Here is a 17,927-nt window from a genome sequence, read left to right as displayed (position 1 = left end):
AAAGAAACGTTAAATTTTCTTTATTTATGGGTAGTTAAAACATAGACCAGTTAATGATTATTATCAGTGACAGCGGTTTTAACATGAAAAAAACGATGGAGCTATTTTATGCCGACACTGATCACGCCCCGGCTTATTTGCCCCCCGATTACGCCGCAGGATTGGCCTTTTTTCCTCTCACTGCAAGAGGATCAGCAGGTCATGCGCTATGTTGCCGAAAACCGTCCACAGGAGGCCATCCGCGACGCCTTTGACGCGCGTTTACCCGTCTGGTCTCCCGGCAGCGAACACTGGCTGTGTCTTGTGGTGCGCGACATCGCCACCCAGGCGCCACTTGGAGTGACGGGCTATATCCATCGCGAAGCCGATTGCGCCGAAGTCAGTTTTTTGTTTGCACCGCAGGCGCAGGGGAAAGGCTATGGGCTGGAGTCGTTACAGGCGGTCTGTCGCTATGCGTTTACCAAAGGAGGGATTCGCCGCCTGGTAGCGACCGTAACGTCCGGCAATGACGCCTCAAAGCACCTGCTGGAAAAAGTGGGGTTTGTGCAGGAAGGAGAACTGCGCGAAGCCTTCTGGCTGGCGGGTCACTGGCATAATGACTGGCTGTTTGGCCTGCTGCACCACGAGTACCGCGAAAGCCAATAAAACCCCGCCGCCCGGCAGCACAATCGTCTGCCGGGCGGAAGGTTAAACATCAGCCGCATTAATCAGTCTTTGCGTTTTGGGCGTTATTTTCGATTACAGGAACATCCCGCCGGAGACTTCCACGCGCTGGGCGTTCATCCACGCCAGGTCGTCACTCAGCAGCGCGGCCATCGCGCCGCCAATATCATCCGGCTTGCCCACGCGGCCCAGCGCGGTTTGCCCGGCAATGTGTTTATTGATTTGCGGGTTATCACGCACTTCACCACCGCGGAAATCGGTCTCGATAGCACCAGGCGCGATAATATTGACGGAAATCCCACGCGCGCCCAGCTCTTTGGCCTGATAGCGGGTCAGCACTTCCATCGCCCCTTTCATTGCGCCATAGGTGGCATACCCTGGCAGGGCAAAACGCGCCAGCCCACTGGAGACGTTGAGGATGCGTCCACCATCTGCCAGCAGCGGCAGCAGGCGCTGCGTCAGGAAGAACGGCCCTTTAAAATGGATGTTCAATAATTCATCAAACTGCGCTTCGCTGGTCTCGGCAAAGGGGACCGTGATGCCGATTCCTGCGTTGTTCAATAAACAATCAAACGTGTCGCGGTTCCACACGTTTTTTAGCTGTTGCTGCACATCCCGGGCGAACGCTTCGAAGCTGGCAACATCGCCGACGTTCAGCCGTAAAGCCACGGCTTTCACGCCTTTACGCTCAATTTCCTGCACAACGTCATCAGCCGCCTGCTGGTTGCTGTTGTAGGTCAGGATAATTGCGGTTCCGCGCTCTGCCAGCTTCAATGCCGCGTTTTTCCCCAGTCCACGGCTGCCGCCGGTCACTAATGCGATACGTTGTGTCATGTGAAACCTCATTTTGTCGGGTATTTAGTGTAGAAAAAGCTTATTAGCTGATGATAAAACAATAAAGACGCTGAAATGCGCTTCACTGTTTCAATAGCAACAACAATAGGGGCATGTGATGGATAAAATTTATGCAATGCAACTGTTCATTCGGGTCGCCGAACTGGAGAGCTTTTCCCGCGCCGCAGACTCTCTCGGCCTGCCTAAGGGGAGTGTTTCACGTCAGATTCAGGCGCTGGAAAACCATCTCGGCACACAGCTGCTTTATCGTACAACGCGTCGGGTGCAGCTCACTCAGGATGGGATGGTCTACTACGAGCGGGCCAAAGATCTGCTCGCCAATATGGACGAGCTTGACGGGCTTTTTCTGCATGACCCGTCCAGCATCAGCGGACGATTGCGGGTCGATATGCCGGTCGCGGTGGCGAAAAATTTGGTGATCCCACGGCTACCGGCGTTTTTGCAGCAATATCCGGGGATTGAACTGGAGCTGAGCAGCAGCGATCGGCTGGTGGACATTATTCGCGAAGGGTTCGACTGCGTGGTGCGCGTCGGTTCGCTGAAAGATTCCGGCCTGATCGCCCGCCAGTTGGGCAAGCTGTCGATCATCAACTGCGCCAGTCCCGACTATCTGGCGCGTTTTGGTTACCCGGAAACGCTGGAAGATCTCTCGTCTCACGCCGTCGTCCATTACGCCCTCAATCTGGGCTCTCGCCCACCGGGGTTTGAAGTCTGGCGCGACAGGCAAACCACCTGGATAAAAACCGGCGGCGTGCTGACCGTCAACAGCACTGACACCTATCATGCGGCCTGCCTGGCCGGGCTGGGAATTATTCAGGTACCGCGCATCGGGGTACGTGACGCCCTGCGCAGCAAAAAGCTGGTAGAGATCCTGCCGCAATACCGCGCAGAGCCCATGCCGGTCTCGCTTATTTACCCTCACCGCCGTAATCTGTCGCGCCGCGTGCACCTCTTCATGGAATGGCTGGCCGGGGTAATGAAAGATTACGTGGATTAGTCACCGTCTATAATTTTATGTACTGCCAGTAAAAAGAAGGAAAACTGCCCTGATGACGCCGGAAAACAGCGAAAAACGTCCAACCCAGGACCTTGAATACGAGCCAGTCAGAAAAATGGAAGCCCCAAAAGAGAACAAAACGCGCAAGACGTTGGATACCGTGACCGGTGCGGCGCAAAAGGTACAGCGCCGTCCGATGGTGGCACACCTGATACGTGCCACCGAGCGCTTCAACGACCGCATGGGCAACCAGTTTGGCGCGGCCATCACCTATTTCTCGTTTTTGTCGATGATCCCCATCCTGATGGTCTCGTTTGCGGCCGCGGGTTTTGTACTGGCCTCGCATCCCACGCTACTGCAGGACATTTTCAACAAAATCCTGATGAACGTCAGCGACCCGACGCTGGCCGCCACCCTGAAAAGCACTATCAACACCGCCGTGCAGCAGCGTACGACGGTCGGGATTGTCGGGCTGGCGATTGCGCTCTACTCCGGGATTAACTGGATGGGCAACCTGCGCGAGGCGATACGCGCCCAGTCGCGGGATGTGTGGGAACGCACGCCGCAGGATCAGGAGAAAATCTGGGTGAAGTATTTCCGTGATTTTGTTTCGCTGATTGGCCTGCTGGTAGCGCTGATTGTGACGCTTTCTATCACCTCGGTTGCCGGTTCGGCCCAGCAGATGATTATCTCCGCGCTTTACCTCGACAGTATTGAGTGGCTGAAACCTGCATGGCGACTGATTGGCCTGGCGATCTCGATTTTTGCTAACTACCTGCTGTTCTTCTGGATTTTCTGGCGACTGCCGCGCCATCGCCCACGGAAAAAGGCGCTGATTCGCGGAACATTCATTGCGGCGATTGGCTTTGAGGTGATCAAAATCGTCATGACGTATACGCTGCCGTCGCTGGTGAAATCGCCCTCCGGTGCAGCATTCGGCTCCGTCCTTGGCCTGATGGCATTCTTCTACTTCTTCGCCCGGCTGACACTGTTTTGCGCCGCGTGGATCGCCACCGCGCAATACAAAGACGACCCACGGATGCCGGGGAAAACACATCGCTAAAACCTCTATTGGGCTGAATATGTCAGCCCAATTCATCATTTCAGCATTAACAACCAAGCGGTAACTTTTATTTAACCTAAAACCAGTTTTAAACTCCAATTTTAAAAAATTGTGAAGCATTTCATGGAAGATAAATCGCGAGTCTGAAAATTATCCGCTTTTTGCCTGCTTTTTGTGCATTCCCGTATTTTGTTACAGATTGAAATGTCGCTTTTGCTGTGGCTAATATGGGCGTTCGTTCGCCCAAAAATAAGAAAATTTTATGCAAGCCACAGCAACAACGTTAGACAACGAGCAGGAAATCCCACCGGTAAACTCGCGCAGTAAAGTCGTTATCGCTTCACTGATTGGCACCGCCATTGAGTTCTTCGATTTCTACATTTATGCAACCGCTGCGGTTATCGTGTTCCCGCATATCTTCTTCCCGCAAGGTGACCCGACTGCCGCAACGCTACAGTCACTCGCCACCTTTGCGATTGCCTTCGTCGCGCGCCCGATCGGCTCTGCCGTGTTTGGTCACTTTGGTGACCGCGTAGGGCGTAAAGTCACCCTGGTGGCATCACTGCTGACGATGGGCATTTCTACCGTGTTGATTGGCCTGCTGCCAACCTATGAAAGCATTGGCGTGATGGCTCCGCTGCTGCTGGCGCTGGCCCGTTTTGGCCAGGGCCTGGGCCTCGGTGGCGAATGGGGTGGGGCGGCACTGCTGGCGACCGAGAACGCACCGCCGCGTAAACGTGCACTGTACGGCTCTTTCCCTCAGCTGGGCGCGCCGATTGGCTTCTTCTTCGCGAACGGCACCTTCCTGCTGCTCTCCTGGCTGCTGACCGACGAGCAGTTTATGAGCTGGGGCTGGCGTATCCCGTTTGTTTTCTCTGCCGTGCTGGTATTGATTGGCCTGTATGTGCGCGTGTCTCTGCATGAGACGCCGGTATTTGCCAAAATCGCCGCGGCGAAAAAACAGGTGAAAGTTCCGCTGGGTACGCTGCTGACCAAACACGTTCGCGTGACGGTGCTGGGTACCTTCATCATGCTGGCGACCTACACGCTGTTCTACATCATGACCGTCTACTCCATGACGTTCAGCACCTCACCGACCGGGCTGGGCTTGCCGCGTAACGAAGTGCTATGGATGCTGATGATGGCGGTGATTGGCTTTGGCGTGATGGTGCCGGTTGCCGGGCTGCTGGCAGACAAATATGGCCGTCGTAAGAGCATGATCGTGATTACGACGCTGATCATTCTGTTCGCACTGTTCGTCTTCCCGCCGCTGCTGGGTTCCGGTAATCCGGCGCTGGTGATGGCCTACCTGCTGATCGGCCTGAGCCTGATGGGCTTGACCTTCGGCCCGATGGGTGCGCTGCTGCCAGAGCTGTTCCCGACCGAAGTTCGCTACACCGGCGCATCGTTCTCGTATAACGTGTCGTCGATTCTGGGTGCATCCGTTGCGCCGTATATCGCCACCTGGCTGCAGGCTAACTACGGTCTGATGTATGTGGGGATTTACCTGGCAGCGATGGCAGCCCTGACGCTGACCGCACTGATCCTGACGCACGAGACGAAACACCAGTCGTTGTGATCCGTGCGGCCTGATGCCCTCATTCCAACCTTCTCCCACAGGGAGAGGGAGCAAACATTAAAAAAGGCATCTTAAGTTGCCTTTTTGCTTTTACCTTGTGCGGCCTGGCGCCCTCGTCCTTACGCCTTTCCCGGATGCGGCGTAACCGCCTTATCCGGGCTACGATTTAGCATTTGCCCCCTACCATTCCCTCGCCCCTGTGGGGAGAGGGTGAGGGGCAATCGCCGCACAAAACTTACTTTTTCATCTACGCCAGAATCGTCCGGCACTGATTGGCCTCGCCTTCCGACGGGGAAATCAGCGCCAGTAACGCCGCCGCAGGGGTCACCAGCGTTGCCAGCGCCGCAGCCACCGCACCGCGGGCAATCAGCGGCCCGGCTTTCACGCCCGCCTGCGGATTTTTAAACGTCCCGCGCACGTACAGCGGCGAGCGCAGCGTCACGATACGAATTCCCTTACTCTCCGGGTCGACGGTCAAATCCAGTTGCTCTGAGGCGAAACTCGCCGTGCCCGTCACATTCACCAGCGCGTTCTCGGTATCAAACGCGAAGATTTGCGGACGCGCCACCCCGTTGACCAGATCGAGATTCGCCGCCGCGCAGTTCACCCGCACCTCATCATCGCCAAAAATTTTACCGATCACGTAGTTACCGACGTTCAGCCCGGCGATCTCCATCAGGTTACGGCTGATAAGCCCGTCATTCATCAGCAGTTTCAGGTTGCCGTTGCTGGTGCCCAGCAGCGCCGCTACCGAATTCCCGGTCCCACGGATATCCGCATCGCCGCTCATCTCACCCAGCGTTTTTTGCATCAGCTCGACGTTGGGCATCAGCTGTTTCAGTTTGAGGCGCCGCGCCTGAATCTCCGCCCGCCCCTGCATCGGTTTTTTATCCCTTCCAGGCGAATATTGGCCGAGATCGTCCCCCCCGCTAAGCCGAATTTCAGCGGCTGCAGTTTCAGGTCCGAATTCTGCAAAATAACGTGGGTGGTGAGGTCGCTAATCGGCAATGTGCTGCCATGCTCAATGCGCTGTCCTTTAAAGCGCACATCGGCATCCATGGTGCTCCATTTATCGGTTTCAAAGCGATCGTAGGGCAGCACTTTCCCGGCAGGCTGAATGCTTTTCTCCCCGCGTTTCTGCTCGGCCTGCTTCGTTTTCTCCGCCCCTTTACCGGTATCCACGCCAATCAGCGGGCCAAGGTCGGCAAGACGAAGCTGACGGGATTCCAGGTCGCCCTCCAGTTTCGGACGCGGCTTGCCGGTGGTGTAGGTCAGCGACCCACGGATATCGCTATCGCCGATACGCCCGTTGAAGTCGCGATAATCAAAGACCGAGCTTTTTTGCGTATCGATTTTCGCCACCAAATGCCCATCCGTTTCAAACGGCGGAGTATCCGGCAGCAGCACACCGGTCAGATCGTAGAGGTCGCCCAGAGTATCCCCGACGAATTTAAGCTTGAGATCGACCCCGCCCATCTTCATCGGATCGTTCATCGTACCGACAAAGGCCACACGGGTGTTGCCAGAGCGGAAATCGGCCTGCACCGGGAAAGGGGTGCCTTCGCTGCGTAGCGCCAGCATGCCGCCGATTTTTCCCGTTCCGGTCAGCGGCTGGCCGTTGTAACGCCCCTGCGCTTTCAGGCCGAAGACATAATCCGCCGCATGGGTTTTATCTTTGCTGTCCCCCGTAACTTCGTTAAACGGCAGCGGTTTACCCAGCGGATCGACGAGGATCTCGACATCGGCTTTGCTCACCTTGTCGTCGAGCGTAATTCGCCCCTGATCGAAGAGAATATTGTCCAGGCGGAAGGACCAGTTGGATGGCTGCGCATTGGGATCGTTATTGGCTGAACTGGCAAGATTAAAGGTCCAGTTGTTGTTCTTTTCCGACAGGCGAATCAGGCGTGCATCCGGCTTTTGTAGCTTGATCCACGGCAGGTAAACGGTCTTCGTTAACAGCGCCAGCGGGGCGAGCGTCGCCTCAACGCGCGGCAGGTGTACCATGGTGATTTCAGGGATCTCAGGCGGGTAGCCGAGGATAATATCGTCGGCATGCACGTGCGGCCAGGGTATCCAGCTACGCCAGCCGGTTTCCTCTTTTTGCCGCTCCCACACCACGCCCAGGTCACCGCGAATCGCGAAGGGGCGGTTAAGCTCGGTGGACACTTTCTGGTTAATCGTGGGCTTGAGGCGGTTCCAGTCGAAGGTGGCGATGATGATGATAGCCACCACAATCAACAGGACCAGTGTTCCAGTGACAGCAAGAATTGCTTTGCTTGTTTTTGTCATGCGGGCACCCTTTCTTTATTGCCTTGCCTGTCATAAAGATAGCCGAGGCTGGCAGAAAGGGCTTACCTGCGATTAGAGCGCCAGAATTACGTTTTCAAGCGTATCCAGCGAAACCGGGCGGGAGAGGAAGTAACCTTGTGCAGCAAAAGCCGGAGAATTCTGAACGTCACGCCACTCTTCAAGCGTTTCCACCCCCTCAACAATGACACCCTGGCAATAGCGGTTCATCAACTGGATAAGCAGCGTGAATAAGTTGCGCCCTTCCGGGGTCTTGCGCAGCATAATGAACAGGTCGCGCGCCACTTTGATATAGTCATAGCGCACTTCGCTGAGCGCCGAGAAGTTGGCCATACCGGTACCGAAATCATCCAGCCACAGCGGCCCCATTTCACTGATGGTGGCAAAAGTGGCATCTTCCGGCAGCCGAATATGTTCCACCAGCTCAAAACGGATCCACGGCAAGGTTTCAATCAGCGCTCTGAGTACTTTATTCGAACGCATCGCCAGCAGCGTTGGCCCGTCGACATTCACCGATGCCAGCACGCCGTGCTGCTCAAAGAATTCCTTTTGTCTGGCCAACACCGTTATCTGTTCGTGCACCACATCCACGCGCTGACGCACCGCGACCTCAGAAAAATAGCGGTCCGGTGGAATGCGCTGATCGGGTTGACTCGGGTGAGTCACAACCGTCAGCACTTCAATCGCCATCAGGCGACCATCGGTCTTGTAAATGGGCTGATAAGTATAAGCACGCTCACACTGCAGCCAGAAACGACGGTCCTGTAGGCTTTCTATGCTCGCCTCAGAGTAGTTCAGCCGCTGGATTACCTGCTTTAACTTCATTTCGCCTTCCTGTTGAAAATGAGTAGCCACGCCGGAGCTCTCGTCTTTGGGTTATCGGCGCACGGGATGAGAACTTTACCTTCGCGTCAAAAGCAAAAATGAAAAAGCATTTAGCGGAATCAGCAGAGAATACGTTCTGTGTCAAAAAAATAATGGAACGACGTTTTAATATAGTTGACCACGAAACGCGCACAACGCACACTACCGCTAACTTATCTGATTCAGGTTCCGGACTATGTCAAAGAAAATTGCCATCATCGGCGAATGCATGATTGAACTGTCACAAAAAGGCGCGGAAGTGAATCGCGGTTTCGGTGGCGACACGCTTAACACCTCGGTATACATCGCGCGTCAGGTCGATGCAGCGGCGTTATCCGTGCACTATGTTACCGCCCTGGGCACCGACAGCTTCAGCCAGCAGATGCTGGAATCCTGGCAGGCAGAAAACGTCGATACCGGTCTGACTCAGCGTATGGAAAACCGCCTGCCGGGTCTCTATTACATTGAGACCGATGACACCGGCGAGCGCACTTTCTATTACTGGCGTAACGAAGCTGCGGCGAAATTCTGGCTGGAAAGCGAGCAGTCCGCCGCCATTTGTGAAGAGCTGGCAACCTTTGATTATCTGTATCTGAGCGGTATCAGCCTGGCGATTTTAAGCCCGGCCAGCCGCCTCAAGCTGCTGTCGCTGCTGCAGGAATGCCGCGCGAACGGTGGGAAAGTTATTTTCGACAACAACTACCGTCCACGTCTGTGGGCCAGCAAAGAAGAGACCCGTCTGGTGTATCAGCAGATGCTCGCCTGCACCGATATCGCGTTCCTGACGCTGGATGACGAAGACCTGCTCTGGGGCACACAGCCGGTGGAAGAGGTTATCGCACGTACCCAGCAGGCTGGCGTGAAAGAGGTGGTGGTTAAACGCGGTGCGGATTCTTGCCTGGTGGCAATCCAGGGTGAAGCGCTGAAAGAGGTGCCGGCGGTGAAACTGCCGAAAGAGAAAGTGGTGGATACCACGGCTGCGGGCGATTCGTTTAGCGCCGGATATCTGGCCGTGCGTCTGACCGGTGGTGATGCCGAAGCGGCAGCCAAACGCGGTCACTTAACGGCCAGCACGGTGATTCAGTATCGTGGGGCGATTATTCCGCGCGACGCGATGCCAGACTAAGACTGTTCCCTGCCTCCTGTCCGGGGCAGGACATTCCCCGGTGGCGCTGCGCTTACCGGGGCTACAGGTCCAGCGCATCCCGGAGGCTCCACGCTAAACGGGGCTACGAACCGTAGCCCGGATAAGGCGTTTACGCCGCATCCGGGACATTCCCCGGTGGCACTGCGCTTACCGGGGCTACAGGTCCAGCGTATCCCGGAGGCTCCACGCTAAACGGGACTACGAACCGTAGCCCGGATAAGGCGTTTACGCCGCATCCGGGACACTCCCCGGTGGCGCTGCGCTTACCGGGACTACAGGTCCAGCGTATCCCGGAGGCTCCGCGCTAAACGGGGCTACGAACCGTAGCCCGGATAAGGCGTTTACGCCGCATCCGGGACACTCCCCGGTGGCACTGCGCTTACCTGGGCTACAGGTCCAGCGCATCCCGGAGGCTCCGCGCTAAACGGGACTACGAACCGTAGCCCGGATAAGGCGTTTACGTCGCATCCGGGAACGCCACAAACCTTACTGCTGCGGTGGAATATCCGACACATCCTGATGGGCATCATCCCCACCTGCTGGTGCGGCATTCTGCTCACCCGACGACATCAATTCTTCCCAGCTCGCCTGCAGATCCTTCATGTTGTACTCCGGCTCGCCTTTCGGTTGCAGTAGAACCAGCGCCATATCCTGTGAAAGCTGCTGACGTAAATCCTGGTTCAGCATCTCTTTGGTCAGCCTGGTCAGGAAGTTCTGACGCAGTTTTTGATACTGCTCGGGGGCGATATCCACCACCTGATTTTGCAGCGAACGCAAACGCTGGCTGATCAGAATGTCCGTGTCCGTGCGGGCATAGGTAGCAAACAGCTTTTGCAGCTCGAGATTTTTCTGCGCCACCAGCGCATTAAACTCTTCTTCCGGCAGGCCGTGATCGCGCACCTTCGCCAGCTCACGGGCAACGATATCCAGATTGCTGTTCAGCTTATCGTTCGGTGAATCAACGTTGATCGCACACTGGGCGCGCTGGAACAGCACCCGGCAGTCGAAGCTCAGGCCAATGTCTTTCACGTTGGTTTTCGCCAGATACTGCTGAACGTGCCAGAACAGCGCCTCGCGGGCTAAATCCGCTCGCCAGTAACGTTGCAGCGCGGCGGATTCACGAATCGGCTGCCAGGCAGTGTCCCACATGATGGACAGACGGTCCTGGCGCACAGAGTCGGTCATGATGCTCACCGGCTGACGCGCCAGCGGCGACAGAGTCGGCACCGGTGCCGGCGTTTCGCGCTTGCCTTTCAGGTCGCCAAACGCCTTGTTAATCTGCTCGACAACCGCGCGGCTATCGACGTTACCCACCACCAGCAGCGTCATCGCGTCTGGCGTGTACCATTTCTGATGGAACGCCTGAAGCTGTTTGGCATCCAGCGGCTGCTTAAGCGCTTCGGCCGGATCGTGACCCAGCAGCGACGAGCCTTTCAGGCGATAGCGCCACCAGTTGTCTTTGGTATTGACCGGCCATGTTGCCACCATATCTTCGCTGGCCAGCGCGTGATTGATGGTGTCCGGCGTAATCGCGAGTCGCCCGGTGCTGTCTGACAGCCAGACCAGCGCCTCTTTGAGCAAATCGTTGCGGTTATTCGGCAGGCTCAGATTGAACATCGTGTATTCATACGAGACCAGCGCGGGAGGTAACGGACGCTTCGGGTCGATACCCTGCTGCCACAGTGAACGCACCTGCGTAGGTTGCAGGCTGCCGCTGTGGGTCAGCGCAATACGGGGAATAAAATGGCTAAAGCCGCTCTGTTGCGTACTCTCGGTGAGCGAACCGGTATTGATAGACAGACGGATTTCAATGCGATCGCTGGGACGTTGCGGTGTGGCCAGGACCTGCCATTGCAAGCCATTTGCCAGTGTCCCCTGTTGCCAGGCCGGGTCGGGCTGGAGCGCATCTGCCTGCACATAACCGACAGCTGCCATCATGAGCAAGCCGCCTGTTAACAATCGAATTTTTGTGCCCTGCATGAGAACCCCTGATCAACGTTCCTGGTTAAAAAGTCAGCCCCGACTTATCTGGAGGCTAAAGATACATTAACACCTCGCAGTTAGACCGCGTGAATCGCAAAACGTCACACAGCGCGGTGAAATATCCCGAGCAATTCGTAGCGAATTGTGACGGGCCAGGGGGTAATTATGCGCAGGCACCCGCAGCCCGACAAGGACTACGGGTGTAAGTAGCGAAATTAAGAGGATATTTCACCAGTTTTGCCGCTCGACGCACGATTATTCAGCGTATCGGACAGCTTTTTTTGATCGAGTTCTTTCACCCATTTCGCCACGACCACGGTCGCCACGCCGTTACCCACCAGGTTGGTGAGCGCACGCGCTTCTGACATAAAGCGGTCGATACCGAGGATCAGCGCCAGGCCCGCCACCGGCAAATGCCCCACCGCAGAAATCGTCGCCGCCAGCACGATAAAGCCGCTTCCGGTCACCCCCGCGGCCCCTTTTGACGACAGCAGCAGGACCACCAGCAGGGTTATCTGATGGAAGATATCCATGTGGCTGTTTGTGGCCTGGGCGATAAACACTGCCGCCATCGTCAGATAAATGGAGGTTCCATCGAGGTTAAACGAGTAGCCGGTTGGGATAACCAGCCCCACCACCGATTTGCGACAACCGAGGCGCTCCATTTTCTCCAGCATACGCGGCAGCGCAGATTCCGAAGAAGAAGTCCCCAGCACGATCAGCAGTTCTTCGCGGATGTAGCGGATAAATTTGAAGATGCTAAAGCCCGTGGCGCGAGCAATCGACCCCAGCACCACCACCACGAACAAAATACAGGTGATGTAGAAGCAGATAATCAGTTGCCCCAACTGGATCAGCGTCCCCACCCCGTACTTACCGATGGTAAAGGCCATGGCACCGAATGCGCCAATCGGCGCAAGACGCATAATGAAGTTGATAATGCCGAAAATGACCTGCGAGAAACTTTCGATCACGTTAAAAATCAGCAGGCCCTTGCTGCCCAGACGGTGCAGCGCAAAACCAAAAAGCACGGCAAACAGCAGCACCTGCAAAATGTTACCACTGGCAAACGCGCCAATCACGCTGCCCGGGATAATGTCCATGAGGAAGGCCACGATACCCTGATCTTTGGCCTGGTCGGCATATACCGCAACGGCTTTGGCATCCAGGGTTGCCGGGTCAACGTTCATCCCCGCGCCAGGCTGCACAACGTTAACGATAATCAGGCCGATAATCAGCGCCAGGGTACTGACCACTTCAAAGTAGAGCAGCGCCACCGCTCCGGTGCGGCCTACCGCCTTCATACTTTCCATACCGGCAATACCCGTCACCACCGTACAGAAGATGACGGGCGCGATAACCATTTTAATCAGCTTAACGAAGGCATCACCAAGCGGCTTCATCTGCGCGCCCAGTTCCGGGTAAAAATGGCCGAGCAAAATACCGATAGCAATTGCCGTCAGTACCTGGAAATACAGACTTTTAAACAGAGAGGTTTTCATAGGGTGTCCTTGAGGTATAAACCACAGGCTTTTTAGGGATTTCTCGCGCCTGCGGGTTAAAAATAACACCCGTAAAACATGACAGAAATATACTTACATCAAATTTGAAACAATGATGTTAAAAAATTAGAGCTGACTCGTACAAGCCAGCAACATTTCAATCATTTTCAGCATTCTCTGAAGTCACCAAATAACGCTTTTCAAACATTTCCGGCGTCATGGCGCGGTCAAACAAAAAGCCCTCCACCATTTCCACGCCCGCTTTTTGCAGCCACTCGCGCTGGGCTTCGGTTTCGACCCCTTCGGCGATAATGCTTAAATCCAGGCTGCGCGCCATGTGGATAATCGACGCCACCATGCTGCTGTCGTTCGGCAGACCTTCAACGAAAATTTTATCGATTTTGAGCACATCTACTGGCAGTGACTTCATATGATGGAGCTGGCGCAAACCGGCATACCCCATGCCGAAATCGTCCAGCGCGATCCGCACGCCCGCATTACGCAGCGGACGCAAAATAGTCAACGCCGCCTGCGGATCATCGATGCGACGGCTCTCGGTCACCTCAAGAATCAGCGTATTGGGCTGGATTCGGTAGCGATTGAGCAGCGCCAGCATGTCCGGCACCATGTTGTGGTGCATCAGCTGTAGCGCCGAGAGATTCACCGACAGCGGCATCATCAGCCCGCGCGTTTGCCAGGCAGACAACAGGCGGCACGACTCTTCCAGCACCCAGTAACCTACGGTCACCATCAGCCCGCACTGCTCAATACGCTCAATCAGCCCTTCCGGCAGATCCCAACTGCCGTCCGGCTGCTCCATGCGCAGCAGCGCTTCGGCACTGACCACCTCATTCGTCGTGAGATCCACCTGCGGTTGCAGCCAGATAGCGAACTTCTGGTGATCAAGGGCGGTCAGGATATCGCTCTCTTCCGTCAGCCGTTTTTGCGCTTCTTCCATCTGCTGGGGATCGAAGAATTGAATCTGGTTTTTCCCTTTACGCCGCGATGTGAATGCCGCCGAGACCGCACGGCGGTAAAGCTGCTCCGCCGTCTGGTCACCATAGAACATCGCCACCCCGATGCTGGCGCTCGGGCGCAGTTGAATACCGTGCATCGGTACGCGCTCGTTAATCACAGTGAGTACTTGCTGACCCAGCGTGATGGCGTGCCACGGCTCTTTCACCCCATGGGCGATAATGGCAAAGTCGTACGCGCTGACCTGGGTAAGCACCATTCGCGGTGCGATAACGGATTTCAGCTTCTCCACCAGCGTCAGCAGCAACATCTCGCGCTGAGACTCTTTCAGCACGCCCGCCGTGTCCTGCAACGTTTCACAGGCAATAAACATCAGCGCCGTCGTTTTCTGCCGCGCCACCACCTGATCCAGCAGCGCCATCAGGAAGGCTTTATTGGGTAACTCTGATATCGGGAACAGCGTCGACTGGCTGTTCAGCTCATCATGCTGGCGCAGCAGGTTTTGCTGATTACGGTTATAGCTGCGTATCAGGCTGCCAATTTCATCATCGTGATGATGGCGGGGCAGCGCCAGCTGGTGCCCGACCTGGTCCTGTTGCGGCACTTCGCTCAGCTCGCGGGCAATTTTCCGCAGTGGGTGCACAATCAATCGGTTTATACACCAGGTGATCGCCACCGTCATAATCAGCGTCAACAGTAAGTAAGCAGTTACTAATGTGGAGAGGGTGCTCATCACGAATTTATAGACGCGATACGAGTCCGCCTCGAGCACCAGATAGGCAATCGGCTGCGGGTTGGCCGGACGTTGCAGGGAATAAATGGGCAACGAAATCTGGATAGGCAACTCAAACACCCGCGCCACCATCATCGGCACCGGACGTTCAGGAATAAAACGCAGGCGCAGCGCCTGGAACTGGTTTGGCAACACCACATCCGCCCGGATAACCACCCCGGCAGGCTTAATTTGCTTGAGCACCGATTCCGCTTCCGGGAAATCGGCCTTTAAAATGGCTTCGGACAGGGGTTCACGTACCGAACGGGCAATACTTTCCAGTTGCGTAGCCGTGTTGTAGCGATTCTGCTGCACAAAGTGAAACAGCAAAATGACGCAAAAAATGAAAATAAACACCATCGCCACGGAAAAAACCGCAGCCATCTGTTTAATGGTTAAAGAACGGCTTACACGCAAAATCACTCTCCAGAGATACACAAGCGCAAGGCAACAAAATACAACTCGCCGCCAGAGTATACTCTATCGTGACAGTTTGAGATAAAGAGGCAACGAGATTGCCTCAATGGCGGCACTTTAAAGGGGAAATGCCAGCAATTTGCGGAATAATAAGCGCTAAATTCATGTGGCGAGCATCGCTACCCGCCACGGTTTTCCCCAGGAATTATCCTCATTTGTTACCAGTCGGCATACGGCGTCAGCGTTTGCGGTGGCATATCCATATCGCCCTGCCATCCGGCAGCGGAATAACGAACAAACAGCATCCCCTAGCTTGGCGTGTAATCTTTCGCCTGCTGGATATTGACCCCTAAGCCGACGGACCAGTTTGAGTTGATACGTCGTTCAATCAAGGCCTGCGCGGTATACCCCACGCCGCTGGATGAGCTACCCTGTTCGAGTGCATTGATGGCATCGGCACGGTAGGCCGACGGAATCAGCCCCAACGTCGGGTAAGAGGGCTCGGTTTTAGTGCGCGAGTGCGACCATGAGACAGAACCGCCCAGCTCCCACGACCAGTTCTCCGTACGTTGACGCCAGGTGACCGGCACGGCAAACGACAGATATTCCTGCGGACTGTAATAGCCCCCCTGGCCCAGCGTGTAGTGGCTCAGGTCTTTATCGTAGTGCCAAATCATGTTGTTAAGACCAATGGTCACACGTCGGTTATTCTCGTTGATAAGCTTGTAGTAATACCCCGCCATCCAGCGTACTCGCCAGTTGTCCGCCACATTTTTCCCGGTCAACTGATCGGCCCCCAGAGAGGCCCAGACGCCGTTCGCTTCGCCCTGATCGTAACTCATGCTGGCGGTCGCACCGTTGGCGCGTACGCCGCCCCATGTCGTGCCGGGGTGATCGCCATTACCGTTATCTTTCTGCCCACCAAACGCCAGCAGGGAGCTGGAGATCGGACGGCGGTGCGCATTCAGCGTATAACCAATGACCCCGATGTCATTGCTGTAACTCAGACCGCCGACGACATCCACCACGTCGAAGCCAATCGGAGTGGTGCCAATATCCATATCCCAGGTCTTGTTACGCCAGCCGACCGCCACGCTCACGCCATTAGCCGTCTGGGTGCGGTCACCGCCCTCGCAGGCGATTTCATTACAGGTGCCCCAGTGCGGTGAATACGTTCCGTCGCTATCCAGCGAGAACTTTCCGGCATCCATATTGACCATATCGGTACGGAAGAACATTCGGCCATCGTACAGCGGCGCATCCGCCTGCAACATGGTGGTGTGGGCTTTCAAATCAGAGTAGCCGCCCGTACCGCTGGAGCCCCAGTAGTTATGTTCCAGGGTGACGTTCACATCCTGCTGGCGATAGAGATCGGCGGCATCGCTGCGCACCCCGCGTTTCAGCCAGTCATCTTTCTCATCATTGCGCGTCAGTATCGTAAAAGCGTCATTGCTGGCCGGGCGCGATGGTGTGATACCCGCGGCGACCATTGCATCTTTATAGGTTTCCAGCGCCTGTTTTGGCTGTCTCACACTGGTCTGGAAACGCGCGGCATCACGCAACACCAGCGCAGACTCCATTGAAGGAGGCTGGGCTTTGGCCTGCGGCACGATCTTATCAAAGGTTTGTTGCGCGCTTTGGGTGTCGCCCAGTCTGGCCTGTACCAGCGCCACACGGCGTTCGGTGTTGATAGATGGCGTAATCGTTGCTGCCGGAGCCGGCAATTTTGCCAGCGTCTCGCGCGCCGCCATGCGGTTATCCTCGGCGGCGTAGATTTCCGCCAGGCCCAACAGCGCGTCGTCGTTGGCCGGTTCACGTCCCAGCACCGACTGATAGCGCGAAGCCGCCTCTTTGTTATCGCCCCGCTGCTGCGCCCAGTCTGCTAACGTCAGCTCAATACGGGTGGAGTCAAGCTGCTGCTTGAGGTAAGCAATCGCCTCCGGTTCATGGCCCGCATCACGCAGTTGATTGGCCCGTGCCAGCAGTTGATTGGCTTCCAGCCGGTCGGCCAGTTCCTGAATATTGCTGTTCCACTTGTCGTGCGGCAACGTGTTGAGGTGCGCCAGCGCCGCGCTTTCCTGGTTATTCCCGGAAAGATACAGCCCGTTCGCATAAACCTGTTCAGGGTCTGCAGGCTTCAGACGCGCCAGTTCGCGCATCTGCGCATCGGCTTCAATCTGTTGCCCGGCAGAGCGCAAATCGCTTGCCAGACGGTAGGTCACCCAGACGTTGCCAGGATCCAGCGCCAGACGGCGTTTTTGCAGGACGGCGGCCTGTGCCCAGTTGCCCTGATTTTCCAGCCGCTCCGCTTCTTGCGCGAGCCGATCGTTGGTCAGGCTGCGTTCAATGTCATCAATACTGCGGCGCTGGCTGGCGCTAAGCGACTGGATAAAGGCATCCGCTTTTTCCGGCGACTGCGCACGATAGATATTCGCCAGGCCGCGTACCGCGTTGCTGTTACCGCTATCCATATGCAGCGCCTGATAATAGAAACGCTCTGCGGCGGCGGTGTCTTTGCGGGCCATTGCCGCATCGCCCAGCCCCAGTACCGCATAGCTGTCGGTATTATCAATCGCACGCGCCTGTTGATAGTAGCGTTCCGCATGGGCCGGATTTTTCGCCGCCAGTTGGGCATCGCCCTGTTGAATCAACAACCAGTAGCGGTTCACCTTAAGCAGGCTGTCCCATTTGCCACGGTTATCGCTGTTGGGGTCGAGCGCAATGGCTGAGCCTGTACATAAAATTGTGTAATTGCCTGATTTTGATATGTTCAATCCAACATCAAAAGCAGGTTAATTTATGG

The 17,927-nt window shown here is 55.9% G+C and carries 10 protein-coding genes and 2 pseudogenes; 5 read left to right on the top strand and 7 right to left on the bottom strand.

Annotated elements, in window-relative coordinates:
* The first annotated feature begins 108 nt into the window (after positions 1-108).
* Positions 109-645 (top strand): GNAT family N-acetyltransferase, encoded by a 537-nt coding sequence (locus ACSZPU_RS10175; RefSeq protein ID WP_498998190.1) that lies wholly within the window; start codon positions 109-111, stop codon positions 643-645.
* Positions 646-738: 93 nt separating this feature from the next.
* Here ACSZPU_RS10175 and ACSZPU_RS10170 read toward each other — a convergent pair whose 3' ends face one another.
* Positions 739-1,497 carry an SDR family NAD(P)-dependent oxidoreductase gene (locus ACSZPU_RS10170; RefSeq protein ID WP_498998188.1) on the bottom strand — a complete coding sequence of 253 codons (759 nt, stop codon included), beginning with the start codon at positions 1,495-1,497 and terminating at the stop codon, positions 739-741.
* A 118-nt stretch (positions 1,498-1,615) separates the two neighbouring features.
* Here ACSZPU_RS10170 and ACSZPU_RS10165 point away from each other — a divergent pair, with 118 nt between their 5' ends.
* From ACSZPU_RS10165 to ACSZPU_RS10155, 3 genes are all read left to right on the top strand, one after another.
* The gene (locus ACSZPU_RS10165; RefSeq protein ID WP_498998186.1) at positions 1,616-2,515 is read left to right on the top strand and encodes a LysR family transcriptional regulator; all 900 of its coding nucleotides are present in this window, start codon (positions 1,616-1,618) and stop codon (positions 2,513-2,515) included.
* Positions 2,516-2,567: 52 nt separating this feature from the next.
* Positions 2,568-3,578, top strand: coding sequence for an inner membrane protein YhjD (gene yhjD / locus ACSZPU_RS10160; protein ID WP_498998183.1), 1,011 nt, complete (start codon positions 2,568-2,570; stop codon positions 3,576-3,578).
* Between the two features lie 262 nt (positions 3,579-3,840).
* Positions 3,841-5,157, top strand: a complete 1,317-nt coding sequence (locus ACSZPU_RS10155; RefSeq protein WP_498998180.1) for an MFS transporter — start codon at positions 3,841-3,843, stop codon at positions 5,155-5,157.
* Positions 5,158-5,404: 247 nt separating this feature from the next.
* Here the strand turns inward: ACSZPU_RS10155 and ACSZPU_RS10150 are convergent.
* Positions 5,405-7,446 (bottom strand): annotated as a pseudogene (locus ACSZPU_RS10150) (AsmA family protein).
* A 72-nt stretch (positions 7,447-7,518) separates the two neighbouring features.
* Positions 7,519-8,289: a cyclic-guanylate-specific phosphodiesterase gene (gene pdeH / locus ACSZPU_RS10145; RefSeq protein ID WP_498998178.1), complete on the bottom strand. Its 771-nt coding sequence runs from the start codon at positions 8,287-8,289 to the stop codon at positions 7,519-7,521.
* Between the two features lie 235 nt (positions 8,290-8,524).
* Here pdeH and kdgK point away from each other — a divergent pair, with 235 nt between their 5' ends.
* Positions 8,525-9,454, top strand: a complete 930-nt coding sequence (gene kdgK, locus ACSZPU_RS10140) for a 2-dehydro-3-deoxygluconokinase (RefSeq protein WP_498998175.1) — start codon at positions 8,525-8,527, stop codon at positions 9,452-9,454.
* A gap of 507 nt (positions 9,455-9,961) precedes the next feature.
* Here the strand turns inward: kdgK and ACSZPU_RS10135 are convergent.
* From ACSZPU_RS10135 to bcsC, 4 genes and pseudogenes are all read right to left on the bottom strand, one after another.
* Complete coding sequence (locus ACSZPU_RS10135) at positions 9,962-11,455, bottom strand: M16 family metallopeptidase (RefSeq protein ID WP_498998173.1); 1,494 nt, start codon at positions 11,453-11,455, stop codon at positions 9,962-9,964.
* A 218-nt stretch (positions 11,456-11,673) separates the two neighbouring features.
* Complete coding sequence (locus ACSZPU_RS10130; RefSeq protein ID WP_498998170.1) at positions 11,674-12,960, bottom strand: dicarboxylate/amino acid:cation symporter; 1,287 nt, start codon at positions 12,958-12,960, stop codon at positions 11,674-11,676.
* A gap of 157 nt (positions 12,961-13,117) precedes the next feature.
* A complete protein-coding gene (gene hmsP / locus ACSZPU_RS10125; RefSeq protein WP_498998168.1) occupies positions 13,118-15,124 on the bottom strand; it encodes a biofilm formation regulator HmsP in 2,007 nt (668 codons plus the stop codon).
* Positions 15,125-15,342: 218 nt separating this feature from the next.
* Positions 15,343-17,850 (bottom strand): annotated as a pseudogene (gene bcsC, locus ACSZPU_RS10120) (cellulose synthase complex outer membrane protein BcsC); the annotation flags it as partial.
* Between the last annotated feature and the right edge of the window lie 77 nt (positions 17,851-17,927).

Origin of the sequence: Phytobacter sp. V69 (genome assembly GCF_965644215.1) — a bacterium.
GTDB lineage: Bacteria > Pseudomonadota > Gammaproteobacteria > Enterobacterales > Enterobacteriaceae > Phytobacter.
This window is presented reverse-complemented; position numbering and strand designations above follow the sequence as displayed.